The organism is Martinezella lusitana (genome assembly GCF_010668395.1).
Classification (GTDB): domain Bacteria; phylum Pseudomonadota; class Alphaproteobacteria; order Rhizobiales; family Rhizobiaceae; genus Rhizobium; species Rhizobium lusitanum_A.
Map to the genome: position 1 here is coordinate 332,196 of NZ_WUEY01000003.1, position 18,355 is coordinate 350,550.

Consider the following 18,355-nt stretch of genomic DNA (forward strand, 5'->3'; position numbering starts at 1 on the left):
CGAGGATTACTCGACGATGGAAGCGACGATGCCAGCACCGACGGTACGGCCGCCTTCGCGGATAGCGAAGCGAAGCTTCTCTTCCATCGCGATCGGAACGATCAGCTCAACCGCAACCGTGACGTTGTCGCCAGGCATAACCATTTCCGTGCCTTCCGGAAGCGTCACGATGCCCGTCACGTCCGTCGTGCGGAAGTAGAACTGCGGACGGTAGTTCGTGAAGAACGGCGTATGACGGCCGCCTTCTTCCTTCGTCAGGATGTAGGCTTCGGCCATGAACTTCTTGTGCGGCTTGACAGAACCCGGCTTGCACAGGATCTGGCCACGCTCGACGCCGTCACGGTTAACACCACGAACCAGCGCACCGATGTTGTCGCCAGCCTGGCCCTGGTCGAGCAGCTTGCGGAACATTTCAACGCCGGTAACCGTCGTCTTCGACGTCGGACGAATGCCGACGATCTCGACTTCTTCACCAACCTTGACGATACCGCGCTCGACGCGGCCCGTCACAACCGTACCACGGCCCGAGATCGAGAACACGTCTTCGATCGGCATCAGGAACGGCTGGTCGATCGGACGCTCAGGCGTCGGGATGTAGGCGTCAACAGCCGCCATCAGCTCGCGGATCGCGTCTTCGCCGATCTTCTTGTCCGAATCTTCAAGCGCGGCAAGCGCCGAACCCTTGATCACCGGAATGTCGTCGCCCGGGAAGTCGTAGGACGACAGAAGTTCGCGAACTTCAAGCTCGACGAGCTCCAGAAGCTCGGCGTCGTCAACCTGGTCGACCTTGTTCAGGAACACAACGATCGCCGGAACGCCAACCTGACGGGCCAGCAGGATGTGCTCGCGCGTCTGCGGCATCGGGCCGTCGGCTGCCGAGCAAACCAGGATCGCGCCGTCCATCTGTGCGGCGCCCGTGATCATGTTCTTCACATAGTCGGCGTGGCCGGGGCAGTCGACGTGCGCATAGTGACGGTTCGGCGTCTCGTATTCAACGTGGGCCGTCGAGATCGTGATGCCGCGGGCCTTCTCTTCCGGAGCGGCGTCGATCTGGTCGTACGCCTTGAACTCGCCGAAGTACTTCGTGATCGCTGCCGTCAGAGACGTCTTGCCGTGGTCAACGTGCCCAATCGTACCGATGTTAACGTGCGGCTTATTGCGCTCAAACTTACTCTTTGCCATTTGAATGCTTCCTATGAACGTAATGAGTGACCCCGGCGAACCGGTTTAGTGCCGCCGTTTAAGGCTTTCGTCGCGTTTGCGCAAGACTTAATTGCAGGGCCTATAACGGGCGAAGTCCCAGCAAAGACGCGTGATCCGCAGCCTTCGGCATTCCTTCGCCGCGTAAGCTTCGCCGGCCGATCCGGAAAAACATAAAAGCGTTTGCCGGTTCAGGCGGTTAGATAGGCACGTTCAGGACGGAATTCCAGATGGCCAACACCGGAGCGCCCCATCTGACGTGCAGTTACAAAACCAAACGCGCCCTCGCCCGTCGGGCAAGAGCGCGAAGCCAGGAAACGGCAGCGATCTCTCATTGCCGTGATCTCTATTCCATCCGCGAGAGTCGGCGCAAGCCGACAACCACGACCGGATCGCTGTCAATCGAGAAGATCGGCCGGCACTTTGCCGCCATTGTCCGCTAGCTTCTTCAACAGCGCCTTGTGAAGGAAGATGTTCATCTTGGCTGAATCTCCGGCATCGCCGGTATAGCCGAGCTCCTGCGCCAGTTCCTTGCGCTCGGAAAGGCTCGCATCCATGCCGAGCGCCTTCATCAGGTCGACGATCGAATGCTTCCAATCGAGCTTCTGGCCGCTCTTCTTGACCGCAGCATCCAGGATCGCTGCGATGTCGACCGGCGCAGCAGGCGCGCTGGTTGCCGGAGACGTTGCTGCGGTGGTCGATGAAGGAGCCGGCGTCGGCACAGGTGCCGGATTCGCGGTTGCCGCCGTGCTCTGCGTCGGTGCGGGAACAGCCTCGGCAGCCTTTGCCTCGCCCCAGATTGCACCCTTGATCTTGTCGAAGATACCCATTTGCGCTCTCCCGTTTCGGTTGTTCGAACAATATCTATCGCTCGCGCCGATATAAGCAACCCTTCATGTCAAATAGTGCTGACGAAGATGAAGCCCCGCTTTTGCGAGATTGCAGGCCGCAGCTCAAACGCGGGCCGGCCTCCTGAGGCCGGCAAACTCCGCATTTTCCGGCCGAGGCCTGGCAAGAGAATCCTCTTGCAATATAGTCCGTGGACAGATAGTCTGTGCGCAGATCAAATAACTGATCGAAAGAGATGGATGGAGCGAAGACCATGTGGACCAATGAATACACTGCCGTTTCTCCCCTTTCGGCCCAGGCAATATGGGCCGCCCTTAAAGCGCTGCACGAAGGTCGCCTCACCTACGAGGGCGCCGATACATTCGTGCTGCACGGGCCCTTTGCCAAGGGCTCCAGGGTCTCGGTAACGCCCGTCGGACAGGACACGTTTGAAGCGACCATCGTCGACGTTGTCGACAACGTGACCTATGCCGACGAGACCTCGTTCGGCGATACGAAGCTGTTGTTCCGGCACACGCTGGTGCCCGTCGCGGACGGTACGCAAGTGACCCATCGGCTCGAGATTTCCGGCTCTTCCGCCGCCGAAGTCGGACCGGAGCTCGGACCGCAGATCAGCGGCGATTTCGATACCTCGATGGCCAGATTGTTCGAGCAGGCGCGGGAGCTGGCAAACCTTGACTGAAGAACAGGAGCTCAACACCCGCTTCAAGGGTGGCCCTTCGGAGAGTCCAGGATTGTTGCTGTGGCGAACCACCATGCGCTGGCAGCGCGTCATGACGGCGGCTTTGGCTCCGCTGGATCTTACCCATGTACAGTTCGTGCTGCTGGCCTCGGCCATGTGGCTCGGCCGCAACGGTCAGCCCCCCAATCAGGTGCAGCTCGCCGCTCAGGCCGGCACCGAGGTAAAGATGACGTCGGACGTCGTTGCCCGGCTCGAGGCAAAAGGATTGATTGCGCGGGAGACGGACCCTCACGATTCGCGGGCCAAAGTGATACGCGTTACCGCGTCCGGAGCTGCGGCAGCACAGCGCGCCATCATGGCGGTCGAGGCCGCCGACGCGGAATTTTTCGAGCCGGTGGACGAGACGCAGCTCGTCGAGCTGCTACGGCAGCTTGCCGGCGAGATCCGCTAAGATCAACGGAATGGCGCCAGCCACCACCTTGCAACCATTGGGGATATGCTTCCCGGCGGCGGGCGTATTGTCATCCATGATGCACTTCGCGGATTCCAGCGAAGCACCGGTCAAGATAAGCAGGCTTGTTCAAGCTATCAGGTATGGGAAACATGGAGCGGGTAGCGGGAATCGAACCCGCGTATTCAGCTTGGAAGGCTGCTGCTCTACCATTGAGCTATACCCGCGGGTGGTCAAGATCCGGCACGGAATGGTGGAGGGAGTTGGATTTGAACCAACGTAGGCTGAGCCAACGGATTTACAGTCCGTCCCCTTTAACCACTCGGGCATCCCTCCAGTATTCCGACTGGATCTTGCGACCAAGCTTGCTAGACGTTGGCGTCGCCGCCGTCGTCTGCGCCGCGTATATGACCGGACGATTTCCGTCTGTCAACACAAGGAATTGCCAAAAATGACGAAAAAATTTCAGCCTGTGGGAAAAGCCCGGTATGGAAAGAGGACTATGCGCTCGGGAAGGCGCTGGTTATAAAGCCGCATGAGCAAAGATAAATCATCGGGCCGCCAGGGCCAGGGCAGCAGCGCCGACGACACGTCGGCGAAAGACACTCATTACGCGACGCTGCGGCGCGCGCATCGCGATGCCAAGCGCGAGCGCGGCGAAATCCCGACGCCGGTGCCGCAGAAGCGCAAGCGGCAAGGCGCTGACGACTGGAAGCCACCGGCGCTTGCACCCGATCAGGTCTATCTCTACGGCCTGCACACGGTTCGCGCCGCCCTCGGCAACCCCGAGCGCAAGAACATCAAGCTTTCGACGACCCAGAATGCGCTGGTGCGGCTGGAGATCGGCCCGGTCGACGCGCTCGGCATCCCGGTCGAGATCGTTTCGCCGCAGGATATCGACAAGGTGCTGGGTCCCGAAGCGATCCATCAGGGCGTCATGCTGGAAACACGTCCCCTGCCCGTGCGCCGCCTGGAGGCCTTGAAGAACAGCCCGCTGCTGCTGGTTCTCGATCAGGTGACGGATCCGCACAATGTCGGCGCCATCATGCGCTCGGCCGTTGCTTTCGACGCAGGCGCCGTCATCACCACGCAGCGCCACAGCCCGACCGAATCAGGCGTGCTGGCCAAATCCGCCTCCGGCGCGCTCGAGCTCATACCTTATATACAGATCACCAATCTTGCGGACGCCCTCGGCGAACTGCATCGACTCGGCTTCACGACGATCGGGCTTGATTCGGAAGGGCCGGCACCGCTGGAAGGCACCTTCAGCGGCGACAAGATCGCCCTTGTGCTCGGCTCCGAGGGGAAGGGGTTGCGGCAGAAGACGCGGGAAACGGTGAATGCACTGGCGCGGCTCGACATGCCGGGCGCCATCAAATCGCTGAATGTCTCGAACGCAGCCGCGATCGCGCTATATGCAACGCGATCCTATCTCAAATCATAGCAGCGTCATCGGCCGCTGCGGCATGTTGGGAGAATTTGCTTTGATCCGTGTTCTCGGCCCAGCGGCAGTTTCCGCCGCCCTCGCTTTCACATTGGCTCAGCCGGCCCGTGCTGCCGACGACGAACTGGTGCAGGCGCAGGCCGGCGTGTGGCTGGTCGCCCCCGAAAGCGGCGCCAAAGGTTGCCGTATCACCTTCGGGACGAATGTCGTTTCCGGCGGTTATGAAATCACCGGTGCGGATTCCTGCGCAACGCCCCTGCCCGCGCTCTCCAAGGCCAGCGCCTGGAACTTCACCGACGATGGCTCGCTCGCCATCGCCGATGCCGAGGGCAAGCCGCTCATGCGGTTCCAGCAGGAGGAAGGCTCCCCTTGGGAGAGCGAAGCAGGCGACCCCACATGGCTGCTGCCGGCGGTCGGCGACGTCGATCATGTGCCGACCGTCGCGAGCCTCGCGGGCGCGTGGCGTATCCAGCAGCCTGACGGCAAGCCTGTCTGCGATGTCACGCTGACCACCGACAAGGATCAGGACGGCACCGCCAAGATGTCAACGGGTGGAGACTGCGCCGCTGAAATCGGCGAACTCAAGCTTTCACTCTGGGCGGCCGAAGGTTTCGGCCTGGTGATGCTGGGCAATGACGGCTCCTCGCTTTCCTTCGACATGAAGCCCGACGGCAGCTTCCAGAAATCCGAGGAAGAGGAAGGCGAGCCGCTTCTGCTGGTACGCAAATAGAGCCGCGGGAGCGCATCGAAGCACGCTGCGGCTTGACCTATCGAAAATGTGACTATGTTTCCAGAAACCGGCATGAGGCCGGCAGAAGTGTCACATGACCGAATAGGTGCGGCGCGCATGGTATTATCGAATATCCGAAAGTTCATTTTCCACGATCTTCGCAGCGTGGAGGGGTATATCGATCCACCGGACGCTCTCGTTTTTCTTTCACTCCTCGACTGCCAGAGGCAACACAACCTTAGCGGTGGCATAGCCGAAATCGGTATTTACTTCGGGCGGTCCTATTTTCTACTGAAAAAGATCGCCGGCCCCGACGAAGATGTTCTCGGCATCGATCTCTTCGACATCGGCAACCTGTCTCACGGTATTTCGGACCAGTACCGCCTGTTCCTCGAACACGGAAATCGGCTTGGCCTGCCCGTCGACGAGGAGATGCTGCTCGTCGGCGACAGCACGACTTTGGCGGCGCAGGAGATTACCGACAAGATCGGCGCTGTGCGTTTCTTCAGCGTAGACGGCGGCCACAGCCTGACCACACTGACCAACGACAGCCATCTGGCAAGGGACACCATCGCCGATCACGGCGTCATCGTCTTCGACGATACGTTCAATCCGGCATGGCCGGAAGTGACGGTCGGCGTGGCGGACTTCCTCCGCGACAACGACGACGCCTTTTCCACCTTCTGCATGACCAAATACAAAACCTATGTCTGCCGGCGCGAATTTCACGATTTCTACCGCGCGGCGATAGAGCAAGCGCCGGACCTGGGCGCATTTGACCTGGCCGAGACGCATTTTCTGGGCTGCGATGCGGTGCGCGTCCACAATCCCTTCAGCCGCCGTCTTCTCTACGAACTGATGACCCGCTCCGGCATGGGAGCAATTTCCGAGCGCGCCTATCGGTGCCACTAGGTAGGGCTGACAATGCTCATTGCACTGTCACCGGCGCGGGCTGCCAGGCAGACTGTCGCCAAAGCGATCTTTCCGTGACTGGACATCCGTCCTGCAGCTTGGACCATGAAGTGACATTGAGGTTCATCTCGCATTGCGCGAGATAGCTTTTGCCGCCTACGGTCATGCAGGCGACCTCGCCGACTGCATGCTGCTTTCCATCCGTATTCTTGCAGTAGCAATTCTCACCGGCAAACGCCGGCACGCTTGCAATCACCGCGATGACGACAAGCGGCAATCCCAAGACGACATGCCTCGATATTTCGTGCATGACCATATCCTCACCCGCCATTGACGCATGAAGTCTATGCCTATTTCAGACATTGTAAATGTGCCTGTATTTCCGCGCATAACCGACAGGGACGCGAAGGCGGGCTCAGTGAACGGCGGGATCCTCGTCGTCGAAGAACGACCGGATACCGTCACGCGCGACGGTCGCCAGGAATTCGTCAAAGGCTTCGCGGTCGGTCGCGAAGGGCTCTTCCCATTCGGTCAGATCCTCCTCCGGCGTGATGACCTCCATCCGCCAATCGGCATTGGTGCCGGCGGGACGAAAGATATCCACGAGGACGGTCACATCGTCATCGGTGAATTCACCCGAGAGTTCGGAGTGTTCCAGCTTAGGCTTCTTGGGCTTATTGGGCATATTTTTCCAAGCATACGATATGGTACTGGTGGCTGCCACGAGCGTTCCGATCTCGTGCGCAACCACATATTATCTCGCCGCCACCGGTTTTCCATACCGGAGATGCGATGATGACCAATTTCCAAGGAAAATCTGGTGCCCCCGCCAGGGTTCGAACCCGGGACCCCCTGATTACAAATCAGGTGCTCTACCAACTGAGCTACAAGGGCGTATGCGCATGCCAAGTAACAGATTTTGAAATCCTGTAAAGGGAAAATCGGTCGCTCGGCGTCAAAGCTGGGGATCGGCGATTCACCAGTTCCAGCAAAACGCCTTGTCGCGAGAAGGGAATAACATTACCTAGTATCGCCATTCAAAGGACGTTGCATGTCACGCAATCTTCAATCCGTTTGTTTTCTCGCCTCCACCGCACCGGAAGCCCAGGCGGCCCGGGAAGACCTGATCCGTCTTTACGGCCAGACGTCGCAGGAGGAAGCGGATGTCGTCGTGGCGCTTGGCGGCGACGGTTTCATGCTTCAGACGCTGCACAATACGATGAACTCAGGCAAATGCGTCTATGGCATGAACCGGGGCTCCATCGGCTTCCTGATGAACGACTATCGCACGGATTGCCTGGCCGAACGCATCGAAGCGGCGGTCGAGAACGCATTCCATCCGTTGCAGATGAATACGCATAATGACGATGGCAGCACGTCGAGCGCTCTTGCCATCAACGAGGTCTCCCTGTTCCGCCAATCCTATCAGGCGGCAAAGCTGAAGGTCGAAATCGACGGCCATGTCCGGCTGCCCGAGCTGATCTGCGATGGCCTGATGGTGACGACGCCGGCCGGCTCCACCGCCTATAATCTCTCCGCGCACGGCCCCATTCTCCCTCTCGAAGCGCCGCTGCTGGCCATGACGCCCGTCAGCGCCTTCCGCCCGCGCCGCTGGCGCGGTGCGCTGCTGCCCAACAGGGTATCGATCGATATCAGCGTGCTTGAGCCGGAAAAGCGGCCGGTCAACGCGGTCGCCGACAATGCCGAGGTCAAGTCCGTGCTCCGTGTCCGGATTGCCCAGACAGAAGACACGACCGCGCGCATTCTCTCCGATCCGGACCGCTCATGGTCAGAACGGATATTGGCCGAACAGTTCGCCGATTGAAGCGGTGCCGTGAAGACATAAAAAAAGCCCCGTTCCCGGGGCTTTTTTCGTCAGTTTGAGTGGATCCAACCTTATTCGACGTCATCCACGACGGCATCGGCGGCGCCGCTGATGCGATGTGCAAGAGCCGCTTCCATGAATTCGTTGAGATCGCCGTCCAGAACGTCGCTAGGCGCCGTGCTGGCAACGCCAGTGCGCAGATCCTTGACGAGCTGGTAGGGCTGCAGGACATAGGACCGGATCTGGTGACCCCAGCCGATATCCGTCTTCGAAGCAGCTTCGGCATTGGCAGCCTCTTCCCGCTTCATCAACTCCGCCTCGTACATGCGGGCACGCAGCATGTCCCAGGCCTTGGCACGGTTCTTGTGCTGCGAGCGCTCCTGCTGGCACTGCACGACGATACCGGTCGGGATATGCGTGATGCGCACGGCCGAATCGGTCGTGTTGACGTGCTGGCCGCCGGCGCCGGACGAACGATAGGTGTCGATGCGGCAGTCGCTTTCGTTGATATCGATCTGGATCGAATCGTCGACGACCGGGTAGACCCAGATCGATGAGAAAGACGTATGGCGACGCGCATTGCTGTCATAGGGCGAGATGCGAACGAGACGATGAACGCCCGATTCGGTCTTCAGCCAGCCATAGGCATTATGGCCCTTGACCAGAAGCGTTGCCGACTTGATGCCGGCTTCTTCGCCGTCATGAACTTCGAGCAGCTCCACCTTGAAGCGCTGGCGTTCGGCCCAGCGGGTATACATGCGCAACAGCATGTTCGCCCAATCCTGGCTCTCGGTGCCGCCCGCACCCGAATGGACTTCCACATAGGTATCGTTCGAATCGGCCTCGCCGGAGAGCATGGCCTCCACCTGCCGGCGCGCCGCTTCCGTCTTCAGGCCCTTGAGGGCCTCTTCCGCCTCGCGGACGACATCCGCGTCGCCCTCTTCCTCACCAAGCTCGATCAGCTCGACATTGTCGGCAAGCTGACGCTCCAGCGCGCGAACGCCGCTGATGCCATCGTCAAGCTGCTGGCGCTCGCGCATCAGCTTCTGCGCTTCGGAAGCGTCGTTCCAGAGGGTCGGATCCTCTGACTTGTTATTCAACCAGTCCAGTCGTCTTACCGCCTGATCCCAGTCAAAGATGCCTCCTCAGCAGGGTGATAGCCTGCTTGGTTTCATCGACTATTTTCTCGATTTCGGCTCTCATGATCCTGTTTCTTCATTTCACCGCTCAAGACGAGCGATTATCCAATTCAAAAAGAGTGCTGGTGACATAATTATACATGCCGCGGCTGTAAAGCCCCGCGGCATGCCGATCGGACAAATAGGGTCGGGTCAGAAGAGCCCGCCGGATCCCGAAGTGACGGCCTGGTTCGCCTGCGGCGACGTTCTCAGGATCTCCTCCGGCGGGGCCTGCGTGGCATCGCCGCCGCCGATGACCTGCAGGCTCGTGGCAGGGCCGGTGCCTGGCTTGAAGGCTTCCATGATGGCGCTCGGATCGCCCGGTTGCGCCGCCATGCCCGTGGCGCGATTGACCGCAATCATCGTCATTCCGGCCGGAACCTGGAATTTCTCGGGTGCCTCGTCCTTCGTGGCTGCCTGCATGAACTCGTTGAAGATCGGCGCGGCGAGAGCGCCGCCCGTACCGCCCCTGCCCAGCGTGGCCGGGGTGTCGTAGCCGATATAGAGGCCGGCAACGAGGCTTGGCGTGAAGCCGACGAACCAGGAATCCTTTTCATCGTTGGTCGTACCGGTCTTGCCGGCGACATCCGTGTTGAGCTTGATCTTGCCGGCGGCCGTGCCGCGGATGACGACGCCCTGCATCATCGACGTGACCTGATAGGCCGTCATCGGATCGAGCACCTGCTCGCGATTGTCGGCGATGACCGGTTCATCCTGATTCTGCCAGGCGCTGACATTGCAGCTGTCGCAGACACGCTCCTCGTGTTTGAAGATGGTCTTGCCGTAGCGGTCCTGAATGCGGTCGATCAGCGTCGGCTTGATCTGCTTGCCGCCGTTGGCGATGACCGAATAGGCCGACACCATGCGCAGCACGGTCGTTTCGCCGGCACCCAGCGACATGGCTAGCACAGGGTTCATGTGGTCGTAGATGCCGAAGCGCTCGGCATATTCGGCAACCAGCGGCATGCCCATATCCGCCGCCAGACGCACCGTCATCAGGTTGCGCGAGTGCTCGATGGCGAAGCGCAGCGTATGGACGCCGCCGCCCTCACCTTCGTAGTTCGTCGGCTTCCACACATCGCCGTTGCTGAGCGTGATCTGCAGCGGATCGTCCAGAATGACCGAGGCCGGCGTATAGCCGTTGTCCATCGCAGCCGCGTAGACGAAGGGCTTGAACGAGGAACCCGGCTGACGCTTGGCCTGCGTTGCGCGATTGAACTCGGACTGGGAATAGGAGAAGCCGCCGACCATGGCGAGCACGCGGCCGGTATGCGGATCCATGGCGACCAGGCCGCCCTGCACCTTCGGCGGCTGACGCAGGCGATAGCTGCTCGAATCGGCAGCACCGGTCTTCTGCACGTAGATCACGTCGCCCGGGTTCAAGACCCCGCTCGGCGATTTTGCCGACTTGCCGCCGGCCGAACGGAAAGCCCAGCGCATGTCGGCTGCGGCGATCGTGCCGCGCGTACGCTCCGTCGAAACCTTGCCGGCGGCATCCACGCTCGGCTGTACTCCGATGTCGACGGCCTGATCCGATACGGAAAGGACGACGGCGACCTGCCATTCCGGCACGTCGCTCAGCGCGGGAACCTTGGCGAGCTCGGCACCCCAATCCTGCGAGGTCGCGATCTGCTTGATGGGACCGCGATAGCCACGACGCTCGTCATAGTCGACCAGACCGTCCTGCAGCGCCTTGCGCGCCTCGAGCTGCATCTGCGGGTCGAGCGACGTGCGGACGGAAAGACCGCCCTCATAAAGGGTCTTCTCGCCATATTGGTCGATCAGCTGGCGGCGAACTTCCTCGGCGAAATAGTCTGAGGCGAACAGCGAGGGGCCGCTCTTCGGCGGCACGACGCCGAGCGGCTGCTTCTTCGCCTCTTCGCCGTCGCTCGGGCTGACATAGCCATTCTCCACCATGCGATCGATCACCCAGTTACGGCGGGTGAGCGCTGCTTCGGCGCGACGGAACGGATTGTAGTTGGCAGGCCCTTTGGGAAGCGAGGCCAGGTAGGCCGATTCGGCAATGGTCAATTCGTTGACCGACTTGTCGAAATAGGTGAGCGCCGCGCCGGCGATACCGTAGGAATTGAGGCCGAAATAGATTTCGTTCAGGTAAAGCTCGAGGATCTTGTCCTTGCTATAGGCCTGCTCGATGCGGAAGGACAGAATCGCTTCCTTGATCTTGCGGTCGAAGGTCTGGTCGGCGGACAGAAGGAAGTTTTTGGCGACCTGCTGCGTGATGGTGGACGCACCGACGAAGCGGCGGCCGGAGCCGATGTTCTGCAGGTTTACCGCCACCGCGCGGATGAGGCCGCCGACGTCGACGCCGGGATGATTGTAGAAATTCTTGTCTTCAGCCGAAAGGAACGCTGCCTTGACGCGATCGGGGATCGCCTGGATCGGCACGAAAAGCCGGTTCTCCCGCGAATATTCCTTCATCAGCGCGCCGTTGCCGGCGTGAATGCGCGTCGTCACCGGCGGGGCGTACTTCGCCAGGACCTCGTAATCGGGAAGCTCCTTCGAGACCACGCTCAGATAGATGGCAGCTGCAGCCGCTGCACCCAGAAACAGGAGGCAGCCCAGCCCAAAGAAATATCCAATCAGTCTGATCATGTGATACTACCGGTGCTTGTTCTTCATGAGGCACGCGTGCGAGATCATCGCACAACCACGGGCGTTTTGCACGCTCGCGGCGTGAATGCAATACGGCATCGAGACAAAGCCGTGTGTCGCTCGCGAGCGAATGATACTTCGCTGTAAAGGCGGGAATGTGAGCAAAATAGGGCTTGCCTCCGGTATTCCCAGTTTCATTCGGTTCTAATGTTCCGCGCTGTTACATGGAAGCCACGGCCGGCCGGCACACCTGCCGGTGCTAACCGCCATTTGCGACGATCGCCACGCGATACTGCTTCACGGCCTCCGTCAGCCGGTCGGCCACCTTCTGCCGCCAGTCCGCGTCGAGCAGAAGCTTTTCATCCTCCTTGTTGGAGAGAAAGCCCAGTTCGAGCAGGATCGAGGGGACGTCCGGCGCCTGCAAGACCTGGAAACCTGCGTGGCGATGCGGATTGTTGATCATGGAAATCTGGCCGTTGAACGAGGACAAGACATCCTGCGCCAGCGAAATGGAGAACGCCTGCGTCTCGCGGCGGGTCAGATCCATCAGGATGTCGGTGACAGCGGCAGGCTGCGTCTGGGCCTCCGCGCCGGCGATCCGATCGGAGTTGTTTTCGCGGTCGGCCACCTCCCCGGCAAGCCGGTCCGAAGCCTTGTCCGAGATCGTATAGACGGTCGCGCCGCGAATGTCCTTCTGCTTGAGCGTGTCGGCATGCAGCGAGATGAAGAGCGAGGCATGATTCTGCCGGGCTATCGTCACGCGCTCCGACAGGGAGAGATACTGGTCCTTGTCGCGCGTCAGAAAGGCCTTGATGCCCGGCTGGGCGTTCAGCTTGTCGGCGAAGAGCTTGGCGAAGGCGAGCGTAATATCCTTCTCTTGCGTGACGCCGTCGCTGCCGGTCGCACCCGCGTCGATGCCGCCGTGACCGGCATCGACGGCGACGAGGAACGTATTCGGGTCGGCCTTCTGCGTCGGCTCGACGGGCCCGACATCCTTGGCGGTATCCTCGCCGGTCCAGCTCTGCTTCTTCACGAGATCGGCGAATTGCTCGGCCGGCAGCATCTCGGCATCGAGCACTAGGCGCTGGCCTTTACCGCTTTCATCCGCCTGCACCTTGGCCACGACCAGCTTCACCGGCTTCTTCGCCGTCAGCACGATACGAGCGCTGTCCGCATCCATCGCGCCAAACCGGATATCCTTGAAAAGACCGGTCGGCTTGAGATCCGTGGCCGGGAAACCGAATGCCGTCGCCGGAAGATCGACGACGATGCGGACGGGATTGTCGAGATAATGAACCGTGAAGGCGGGCTCGCGATCCATGTCGATGACGATGCGCGTTCGGGCGTCGTCGCCGGCGATGCGCGCTCCGTAGGCAAGCAAGGGGTCGGCCGCCGCAGCGACGGGTACAAATGCCGAGGCTGCCAGAAGAATCACCAGGGCGAAGGCCGCTGCCGCAAATCGCAAAGCCCTCACGCAAATCTCCGCCACATGCCGCAATCCCTTTACCAAGTATCCAACGCGCCCCATATTGGTTTCGACGTTGCTTTTGAAGTCCCAATAGCGGGAACCAGGTTTGACGTGATGGCCACACCCGATGATGCGCCGGAGGGCGAATCGACGAGACACCCTCCCGTGTTCTCATCAACGGACGAATCCATCAATATTATGGCATACTTGGCTTTTCCCTTGCTATTGTGACAGATAAAACATACAACGCATATTAGGGTAGAAGTGTTGACGGGATAGAGTCGTCGCAAAGGCAGCCGCCTTCGAGTACCAGGCGCCAAAAAGCGGCATTCATCCGCCGTCTGCAGTGCTTCTGCTCCGAACAGTGGATATCTGAATTTCCGGTTTCAGACGGGAAGTTCATCGGTGGAGAGCCACCAAACGCTCTTTAGAGAGCACATTCATCGGGCCCATTTGTGGGTCTAAGGCATAGTTGATCTCGCTTGGTTACGGATGCTACCGCAGCAGCTTTTTGAGAGAGTGAACAGACCCCAGGGAAATGATGCCCCGGCTGCCGTCTGGATACTGTCATCGCCGAACCAATCGCGACTTTCATTATCCGGTGCAGCAAAGGCGGAGCATGTCCCGCTTGTCCCTGTGACAAGCAGGCCTCCGTCCGGTTGTCTGCGCCGAGGAGCACAGCTTTCATGGCAGACAAAATGCTTATCGATGCGTCTCACGAGGAAGAGACGCGCGTCGTTGTCGTTCGCGGGAACCGCATAGAGGAATTTGACTTCGAGTCGCAGCACAAGAAGCAAATCCGCGGCAACATCTATCTTGCAAAAGTAACGAGGGTCGAGCCTTCGCTTCAGGCTGCTTTCGTTGACTACGGCGGCAATCGGCACGGCTTCCTGGCCTTCGCCGAAATTCATCCAGACTATTACCAGATCCCCCTTGCCGATCGTCAGGCGCTGCTGAAGGCCGAAGCCGAAGAGCATCGGCACGAAGACGATGTCGAGCATGTCGAAACGGCGCTCGATCTTTCCCAGCAGGAACAGCCGGATATCGGCATCGTCCCCAAGGCGAGCGGCGAAACCGAAGCGCCTGCCGCGACCGCTGAAGATGCTTCCGCCGCCGAGGAAGCGGCACCCGCCGAGGAAGCGGCCCCTGCCAAGAAGGCCAAGCCCCGCCGCAGCCGCAAGAAGGTTGCTGCCGAAGCTCCCGCCGAGGAAACGCCTGCTCCGGAAGCAACCGCTGCCGTCGATGCGCCGAGCGAAGATGAGGAAGGTCCGTCGGGCGAAATGGCCGCGATGGTGGAGACCGATTCGATATCCGAGGACGTCACCGTTTCCAAGCGCCGCCACGATGACGACGACGATGATGATCACGATCATGAAGAGGAAGTGATCGAATCCGTCGGCGCCGAAGACGCGATGGAAGAGGTTCCGGATCGCGTGCAACGCAAGCCGCGCAAGCAGTATCGCATCCAGGAAGTCATCAAGCGCCGGCAGATCCTGCTGGTGCAGGTGGCCAAGGAAGAGCGCGGAAACAAGGGCGCGGCGCTGACCACCTATCTCTCGCTCGCAGGCCGTTACTCGGTTCTGATGCCGAATACGGCTCGCGGCGGCGGCATCTCCCGCAAGATCACCAATCCGCAGGATCGCAAGCGCCTGAAGGAAATCGCCAAGATGCTCGAAGTGCCGCAAGGCATGGGCGTCATCCTGCGTACCGCCGGCGCCAACCGCACCAAGGTCGAAGTCAAGCGCGACTTCGAGTATCTGATGCGCCTGTGGGAAAACGTCCGCACGCTGACGCTGTCATCGACCGCTCCTTGCCTGGTCTATGAAGAAGGCAGCCTGATCAAGCGCTCGATCCGCGACCTCTACAACAAGGATATCAGCGAGATCATCGTTGCCGGCGAAGAAGGCTATCGTGAAGCCAAGGACTTCATGAAGATGCTGATGCCGAGCCACGCCAAGGTGGTTCAGCCCTATCGTGACATTCACCCGATCTTCTCCCGCTCCGGCATCGAGGCGCAGCTCGACCGCATGCTGCAGCCGCAGGTAACCCTGCGTTCGGGCGGCTACCTGATCATGAACCAGACGGAAGCCCTGGTCTCGATCGACGTCAACTCCGGCCGCTCGACCCGCGAGCATTCGATCGAGGACACCGCGCTCCAGACCAATCTGGAAGCAGCCGAGGAAATCGCTCGCCAGCTGCGCCTGCGCGACCTTGCCGGCCTGATCGTCATCGACTTCATCGACATGGAAGAGAAGCGCAACAACCGCGCTGTCGAAAAGAAGCTGAAGGAATGCCTGAAGAACGATCGCGCCCGCATCCAGGTCGGCCGCATCTCGCATTTCGGCCTTCTGGAAATGTCGCGCCAGCGCATCCGCGCATCGGTTCTCGAAAGCACGACGCAGATCTGCTCGCATTGCGGCGGAACCGGCCATGTGCGCTCCCAGTCCTCCGTCGCGTTGCATGTCCTGCGCGGCATCGAGGAATACCTGCTGAAGAACACGACGCATGACATCACCGTGCGCACGACGCCTGACATTGCGCTCTATCTGCTCAATCACAAGCGCCAGACGATCATCGACTACGAAAGCCGCTTCGGCGTTGCGATCGTCATCGATGCCGACAACGCTGTCGGCACGCAGCATTTCGCGATCGACCGCGGCGAACCCGTCGCCAATCCGGTGAAGATCGAAAGCCTGTTCAACTTCGCAGCCATCCCCGAGGACGATGACGACGATATCGTCATCGAGGCCGAGGAGGATGAAGACGAAGAGCTGGAAGAAAAGGCAACGAGCGTCGAACAGCAACCCTCTGCCCGCTCCGAAAACAATGACGGCAACCGCAAGCGCAAGCGCCGTCGTCGGCGTCGCGGCCGCGGCAATGATGGCCATGCGGCCTCGGTTTCCGGCGATGCTTCCGCGGACGATGCCGCAGAGGATGCGGACGGGGATGAAGGCGACGACGATGAAGCCGATGCCGGCGTAGAAAACGCCGCATCCGCCGGAAGCGACGATGACGCGCAGCAGAAGCGCAAGCGCCGCCGTCGCGGCAAGCGTGGTGGCCGTCGCAATCGTGAAAACGAAGGTAACGAGCAGACCGCGGGCGATGACGAAGGCTCGGACGAAGCGCTCGAGACCGCCGCATCCGGTGAAGGCGAAGAAGAAGCAAGCGTATCCGTAGTGGAAATTGCGATTGCCGAAGGCGAAGCCGCCGTCGAGGGGCAGCCTGCCATGGCCGCCGTCGAGACCGCAGCGGTTGTCACCGAAGACGTGAAGCCCGCCAAGGGCCGCGGTCGCCGGAAGGCAAAGGCTGTCGAGGCATCGCCAGTGGAAACGCCGATTGTGGAAGAAGCGCCCGCGGCAGACGTCGAAACCGAAGTGGTTGCCGAAATCACCGAAGCTTTGGACACAACGGCTGAGCCGGCAGCGTCCGACGCAGCGGACGATGCGGCCAAGCCGGCGCGCGCCAACCGCGAATCCAACGTTTCCTCCTCCGCTCCGGTCGTAACGTCGACACGCACCAATGAAGGTGGGGATGGTGACGGAGAACCGACCAAGCCGAAGAAGGCCGGCTGGTGGCAACGCCGCGGCTTCTTTTGAGAAGACCGATTTAGAATGAATTTTTAAAATCCGGCCGTGGCGACACGGCCGGATTTTTTATTGCCGTAAGTGTGATTTGCCGCTCGCGCATCGGCGCACGACTTCGCGACTTGCGAAAACACATTCGCAAGTCCGTGCAAGCCATTGATCCCGGATTCTATTTCAGCCAGGCAGCCATGCGTTCGGTGGCTTCCTCGATCTCGGCATTGGAACCGGCATAGGAGATGCGCATGGCGCGATGCCCCTCCACCGGATCGAAATCGAGGCCGGGCGTGGCGGCCACATTGATTTCCGCCAGCATCTTGCGTGCGAAGGCCATGCTGTCGTTGGTGAAGCGGCTGACATCCACATAGGCATAGAAGGCGCCGTCCATCGGCGAGGCGATGCGGAAGCCGATTTCCGGCAGTCGGCGCATGAGAAAATCGCGGTTGCGTCCATAGCTTTCGCGATAGATATCGAGTTCGGCACCCGCGCCGAGCGCAGCTTCGGCGGCGATCTGCGACAGTTCCGGCGCGGAAATGTAGAGGCTCTGCGCCACACGCTCGATTGGACGGACCAGCCGCTCCGGCAAGACCATCCACCCGATGCGCCAGCCGGTCATGCAGTAATATTTCGAGAAGGAGTTGATGACGATCGCCTCGTCCGTAAGCTCCAACGCGCTCGTCTCCTCGCCGACGAAGGTCAGTCCGTGGTAGATTTCATCGGAGATGAAGGCAATCGAACGATCGGCGCAGTAGTCGGCAAGCGCCTTCAATGCCGCCCTGCCCGTCACCGTTCCGGTCGGATTGGCCGGGCTTGCCAGCAGCACGCCCTTCAGGCGCTTGCCGCTCGCCGCCTGTGCCGCCTCGAGGCTCTCGGGCGTGAGCGTAAACTGCGTTTCCTCTGTGACCGGCACCTCGGCGACATCGAGGCCGAGGGCGGCAAGGATATTGCGATAGGCCGGATAGCCCGGCCGCGCGATGGCGACGCTGTCGCCCGCATCGAACAATGTCAGAAAGGCAAGATTGAAACCGGCCGACGATCCGGTGGTAATGGCAATGCGTTTCGGATCGATGGCCAAGCCATGGCGTGCCCGATAGTGCTGGGAAAGCGCCTGCCGCAGGGCCAGCGTGCCGAGCGCATCCGTATAGCCGATGCGCCCATGACCGAGGGCCGCCCGCGCGGCCTCCAATGCCGCCTGGGGAGCCGGATGGGACGGCTGCCCCACCGCCATGGAAATGACCGGGTGTCCGGCCTGACGGCGCAGCGTCGCCTCGGCCAGCACATCCATCGCATGGAAGGGTTCGACATCGCTGCGTTTGGATAGGGAAAACAAGGTCAATTCTCTCCTGGGTCGGATCGGCATGCGACATTTGCCGCAATATGGGCTCGTTCACAATCCTGCGATTGAGGCTTTGTCGTGAAAAT

General features: G+C 60.6%; 15 protein-coding genes and 3 tRNA genes. 7 read left to right on the forward strand and 11 right to left on the reverse strand.

Annotated features, from left to right (window positions below; all coding sequences use genetic code 11):
- Positions 1–6 precede the first annotated feature (6 nt).
- Positions 7–1,182, reverse strand: a complete 1,176-nt coding sequence (gene tuf, locus GR212_RS08565; protein ID WP_163986059.1) for an elongation factor Tu — start codon at positions 1,180–1,182, stop codon at positions 7–9.
- 416 nt (positions 1,183–1,598) lie between these two features.
- Positions 1,599–2,030, reverse strand: a complete 432-nt coding sequence (locus tag GR212_RS08570) for a DUF3597 domain-containing protein (RefSeq protein WP_163986070.1) — start codon at positions 2,028–2,030, stop codon at positions 1,599–1,601.
- A 272-nt stretch (positions 2,031–2,302) separates the two neighbouring features.
- Here GR212_RS08570 and GR212_RS08575 point away from each other — a divergent pair, with 272 nt between their 5' ends.
- Together GR212_RS08575 and GR212_RS08580 are read left to right on the forward strand one after the other, a co-directional pair.
- Positions 2,303–2,731, forward strand: a complete 429-nt coding sequence (locus tag GR212_RS08575; protein ID WP_163986071.1) for a polyketide cyclase — start codon at positions 2,303–2,305, stop codon at positions 2,729–2,731.
- Positions 2,724–3,182, forward strand: coding sequence for a MarR family winged helix-turn-helix transcriptional regulator (locus GR212_RS08580; protein WP_163986072.1), 459 nt, complete (start codon positions 2,724–2,726; stop codon positions 3,180–3,182). The genes GR212_RS08575 and GR212_RS08580 overlap by 8 nt, the downstream gene beginning before the upstream one ends.
- A 153-nt stretch (positions 3,183–3,335) precedes the next feature.
- On the opposite strand, the gene GR212_RS08585 is transcribed toward GR212_RS08580, so the two are convergent.
- Positions 3,336–3,409 (reverse strand) — tRNA-Gly (locus GR212_RS08585).
- A gap of 24 nt (positions 3,410–3,433) precedes the next feature.
- A tRNA-Tyr gene (locus GR212_RS08590) sits at positions 3,434–3,518 on the reverse strand.
- A 199-nt stretch (positions 3,519–3,717) separates the two neighbouring features.
- Between GR212_RS08590 and rlmB the strand changes: the two genes are divergently transcribed.
- The 3 genes from rlmB to GR212_RS08605 all read left to right on the forward strand — a co-directional run bounded on the left by rlmB (position 3,718) and on the right by GR212_RS08605 (position 6,268).
- Positions 3,718–4,626, forward strand: coding sequence for a 23S rRNA (guanosine(2251)-2'-O)-methyltransferase RlmB (gene rlmB / locus GR212_RS08595; protein WP_163986073.1), 909 nt, complete (start codon positions 3,718–3,720; stop codon positions 4,624–4,626).
- 40 nt (positions 4,627–4,666) lie between these two features.
- Positions 4,667–5,356, forward strand: coding sequence for an AprI/Inh family metalloprotease inhibitor (locus tag GR212_RS08600; protein WP_163986074.1), 690 nt, complete (start codon positions 4,667–4,669; stop codon positions 5,354–5,356).
- Between the two features lie 117 nt (positions 5,357–5,473).
- Positions 5,474–6,268 carry a class I SAM-dependent methyltransferase gene (locus tag GR212_RS08605; protein ID WP_163986075.1) on the forward strand — a complete coding sequence of 265 codons (795 nt, stop codon included), beginning with the start codon at positions 5,474–5,476 and terminating at the stop codon, positions 6,266–6,268.
- 16 nt (positions 6,269–6,284) lie between these two features.
- Here GR212_RS08605 and GR212_RS08610 read toward each other — a convergent pair whose 3' ends face one another.
- The 3 genes from GR212_RS08610 to GR212_RS08620 all read right to left on the reverse strand — a co-directional run bounded on the left by GR212_RS08610 (position 6,285) and on the right by GR212_RS08620 (position 7,162).
- Positions 6,285–6,578 carry a hypothetical protein gene (locus tag GR212_RS08610; RefSeq protein ID WP_163986076.1) on the reverse strand — a complete coding sequence of 98 codons (294 nt, stop codon included), beginning with the start codon at positions 6,576–6,578 and terminating at the stop codon, positions 6,285–6,287.
- A gap of 105 nt (positions 6,579–6,683) precedes the next feature.
- Positions 6,684–6,953, reverse strand: coding sequence for a hypothetical protein (locus GR212_RS08615; RefSeq protein WP_163986077.1), 270 nt, complete (start codon positions 6,951–6,953; stop codon positions 6,684–6,686).
- A gap of 133 nt (positions 6,954–7,086) precedes the next feature.
- A tRNA-Thr gene (locus GR212_RS08620) sits at positions 7,087–7,162 on the reverse strand.
- 157 nt (positions 7,163–7,319) lie between these two features.
- Between GR212_RS08620 and GR212_RS08625 the strand changes: the two genes are divergently transcribed.
- Complete coding sequence (locus GR212_RS08625) at positions 7,320–8,093, forward strand: NAD kinase (RefSeq protein ID WP_163986078.1); 774 nt, start codon at positions 7,320–7,322, stop codon at positions 8,091–8,093.
- A gap of 71 nt (positions 8,094–8,164) precedes the next feature.
- Here the strand turns inward: GR212_RS08625 and prfB are convergent.
- The 3 genes from prfB to GR212_RS08640 form a co-directional block, all read right to left on the reverse strand.
- Positions 8,165–9,296 (reverse strand): peptide chain release factor 2 gene (gene prfB / locus GR212_RS08630; RefSeq protein ID WP_163986079.1). Its coding sequence is split into 2 segments (ribosomal slippage): positions 8,165–9,226 and positions 9,228–9,296, totalling 1,131 coding nucleotides; the frame shifts between segments, so codons are not numbered across the junction.
- Positions 9,297–9,424: 128 nt separating this feature from the next.
- Positions 9,425–11,884 (reverse strand): penicillin-binding protein 1A, encoded by a 2,460-nt coding sequence (locus GR212_RS08635; protein WP_163986080.1) that lies wholly within the window; start codon positions 11,882–11,884, stop codon positions 9,425–9,427.
- A 259-nt stretch (positions 11,885–12,143) separates the two neighbouring features.
- Positions 12,144–13,394 carry an N-acetylmuramoyl-L-alanine amidase gene (locus GR212_RS08640; RefSeq protein ID WP_432444356.1) on the reverse strand — a complete coding sequence of 417 codons (1,251 nt, stop codon included), beginning with the start codon at positions 13,392–13,394 and terminating at the stop codon, positions 12,144–12,146.
- 644 nt (positions 13,395–14,038) lie between these two features.
- Between GR212_RS08640 and GR212_RS08645 the strand changes: the two genes are divergently transcribed.
- Complete coding sequence (locus GR212_RS08645; protein ID WP_163986082.1) at positions 14,039–16,948, forward strand: Rne/Rng family ribonuclease; 2,910 nt, start codon at positions 14,039–14,041, stop codon at positions 16,946–16,948.
- Between the two features lie 157 nt (positions 16,949–17,105).
- On the opposite strand, the gene GR212_RS08650 is transcribed toward GR212_RS08645, so the two are convergent.
- On the reverse strand, positions 17,106–18,263 hold the full coding sequence (locus GR212_RS08650; RefSeq protein WP_163986083.1) for a pyridoxal phosphate-dependent aminotransferase: 1,158 nt from the start codon (positions 18,261–18,263) through the stop codon (positions 17,106–17,108).
- Positions 18,264–18,355 lie beyond the last annotated feature (92 nt).

Coding starts and splice junctions, on each gene's coding strand:
- tuf (WP_163986059.1), bottom strand. CDS start 1,182: ATGGCAAAGAGTAAGTTTGAGCGCAATAAGCCGCACGTTAACATCGGT.
- GR212_RS08570 (WP_163986070.1), bottom strand. CDS start 2,030: ATGGGTATCTTCGACAAGATCAAGGGTGCAATCTGGGGCGAGGCAAAG.
- GR212_RS08575 (WP_163986071.1), top strand. CDS start 2,303: ATGTGGACCAATGAATACACTGCCGTTTCTCCCCTTTCGGCCCAGGCA.
- rlmB (WP_163986073.1), top strand. CDS start 3,718: ATGAGCAAAGATAAATCATCGGGCCGCCAGGGCCAGGGCAGCAGCGCC.
- GR212_RS08605 (WP_163986075.1), top strand. CDS start 5,474: ATGGTATTATCGAATATCCGAAAGTTCATTTTCCACGATCTTCGCAGC.
- GR212_RS08610 (WP_163986076.1), bottom strand. CDS start 6,578: ATGCACGAAATATCGAGGCATGTCGTCTTGGGATTGCCGCTTGTCGTC.
- GR212_RS08615 (WP_163986077.1), bottom strand. CDS start 6,953: ATGCCCAATAAGCCCAAGAAGCCTAAGCTGGAACACTCCGAACTCTCG.
- GR212_RS08625 (WP_163986078.1), top strand. CDS start 7,320: ATGTCACGCAATCTTCAATCCGTTTGTTTTCTCGCCTCCACCGCACCG.
- GR212_RS08635 (WP_163986080.1), bottom strand. CDS start 11,884: ATGATCAGACTGATTGGATATTTCTTTGGGCTGGGCTGCCTCCTGTTT.
- GR212_RS08645 (WP_163986082.1), top strand. CDS start 14,039: ATGGCAGACAAAATGCTTATCGATGCGTCTCACGAGGAAGAGACGCGC.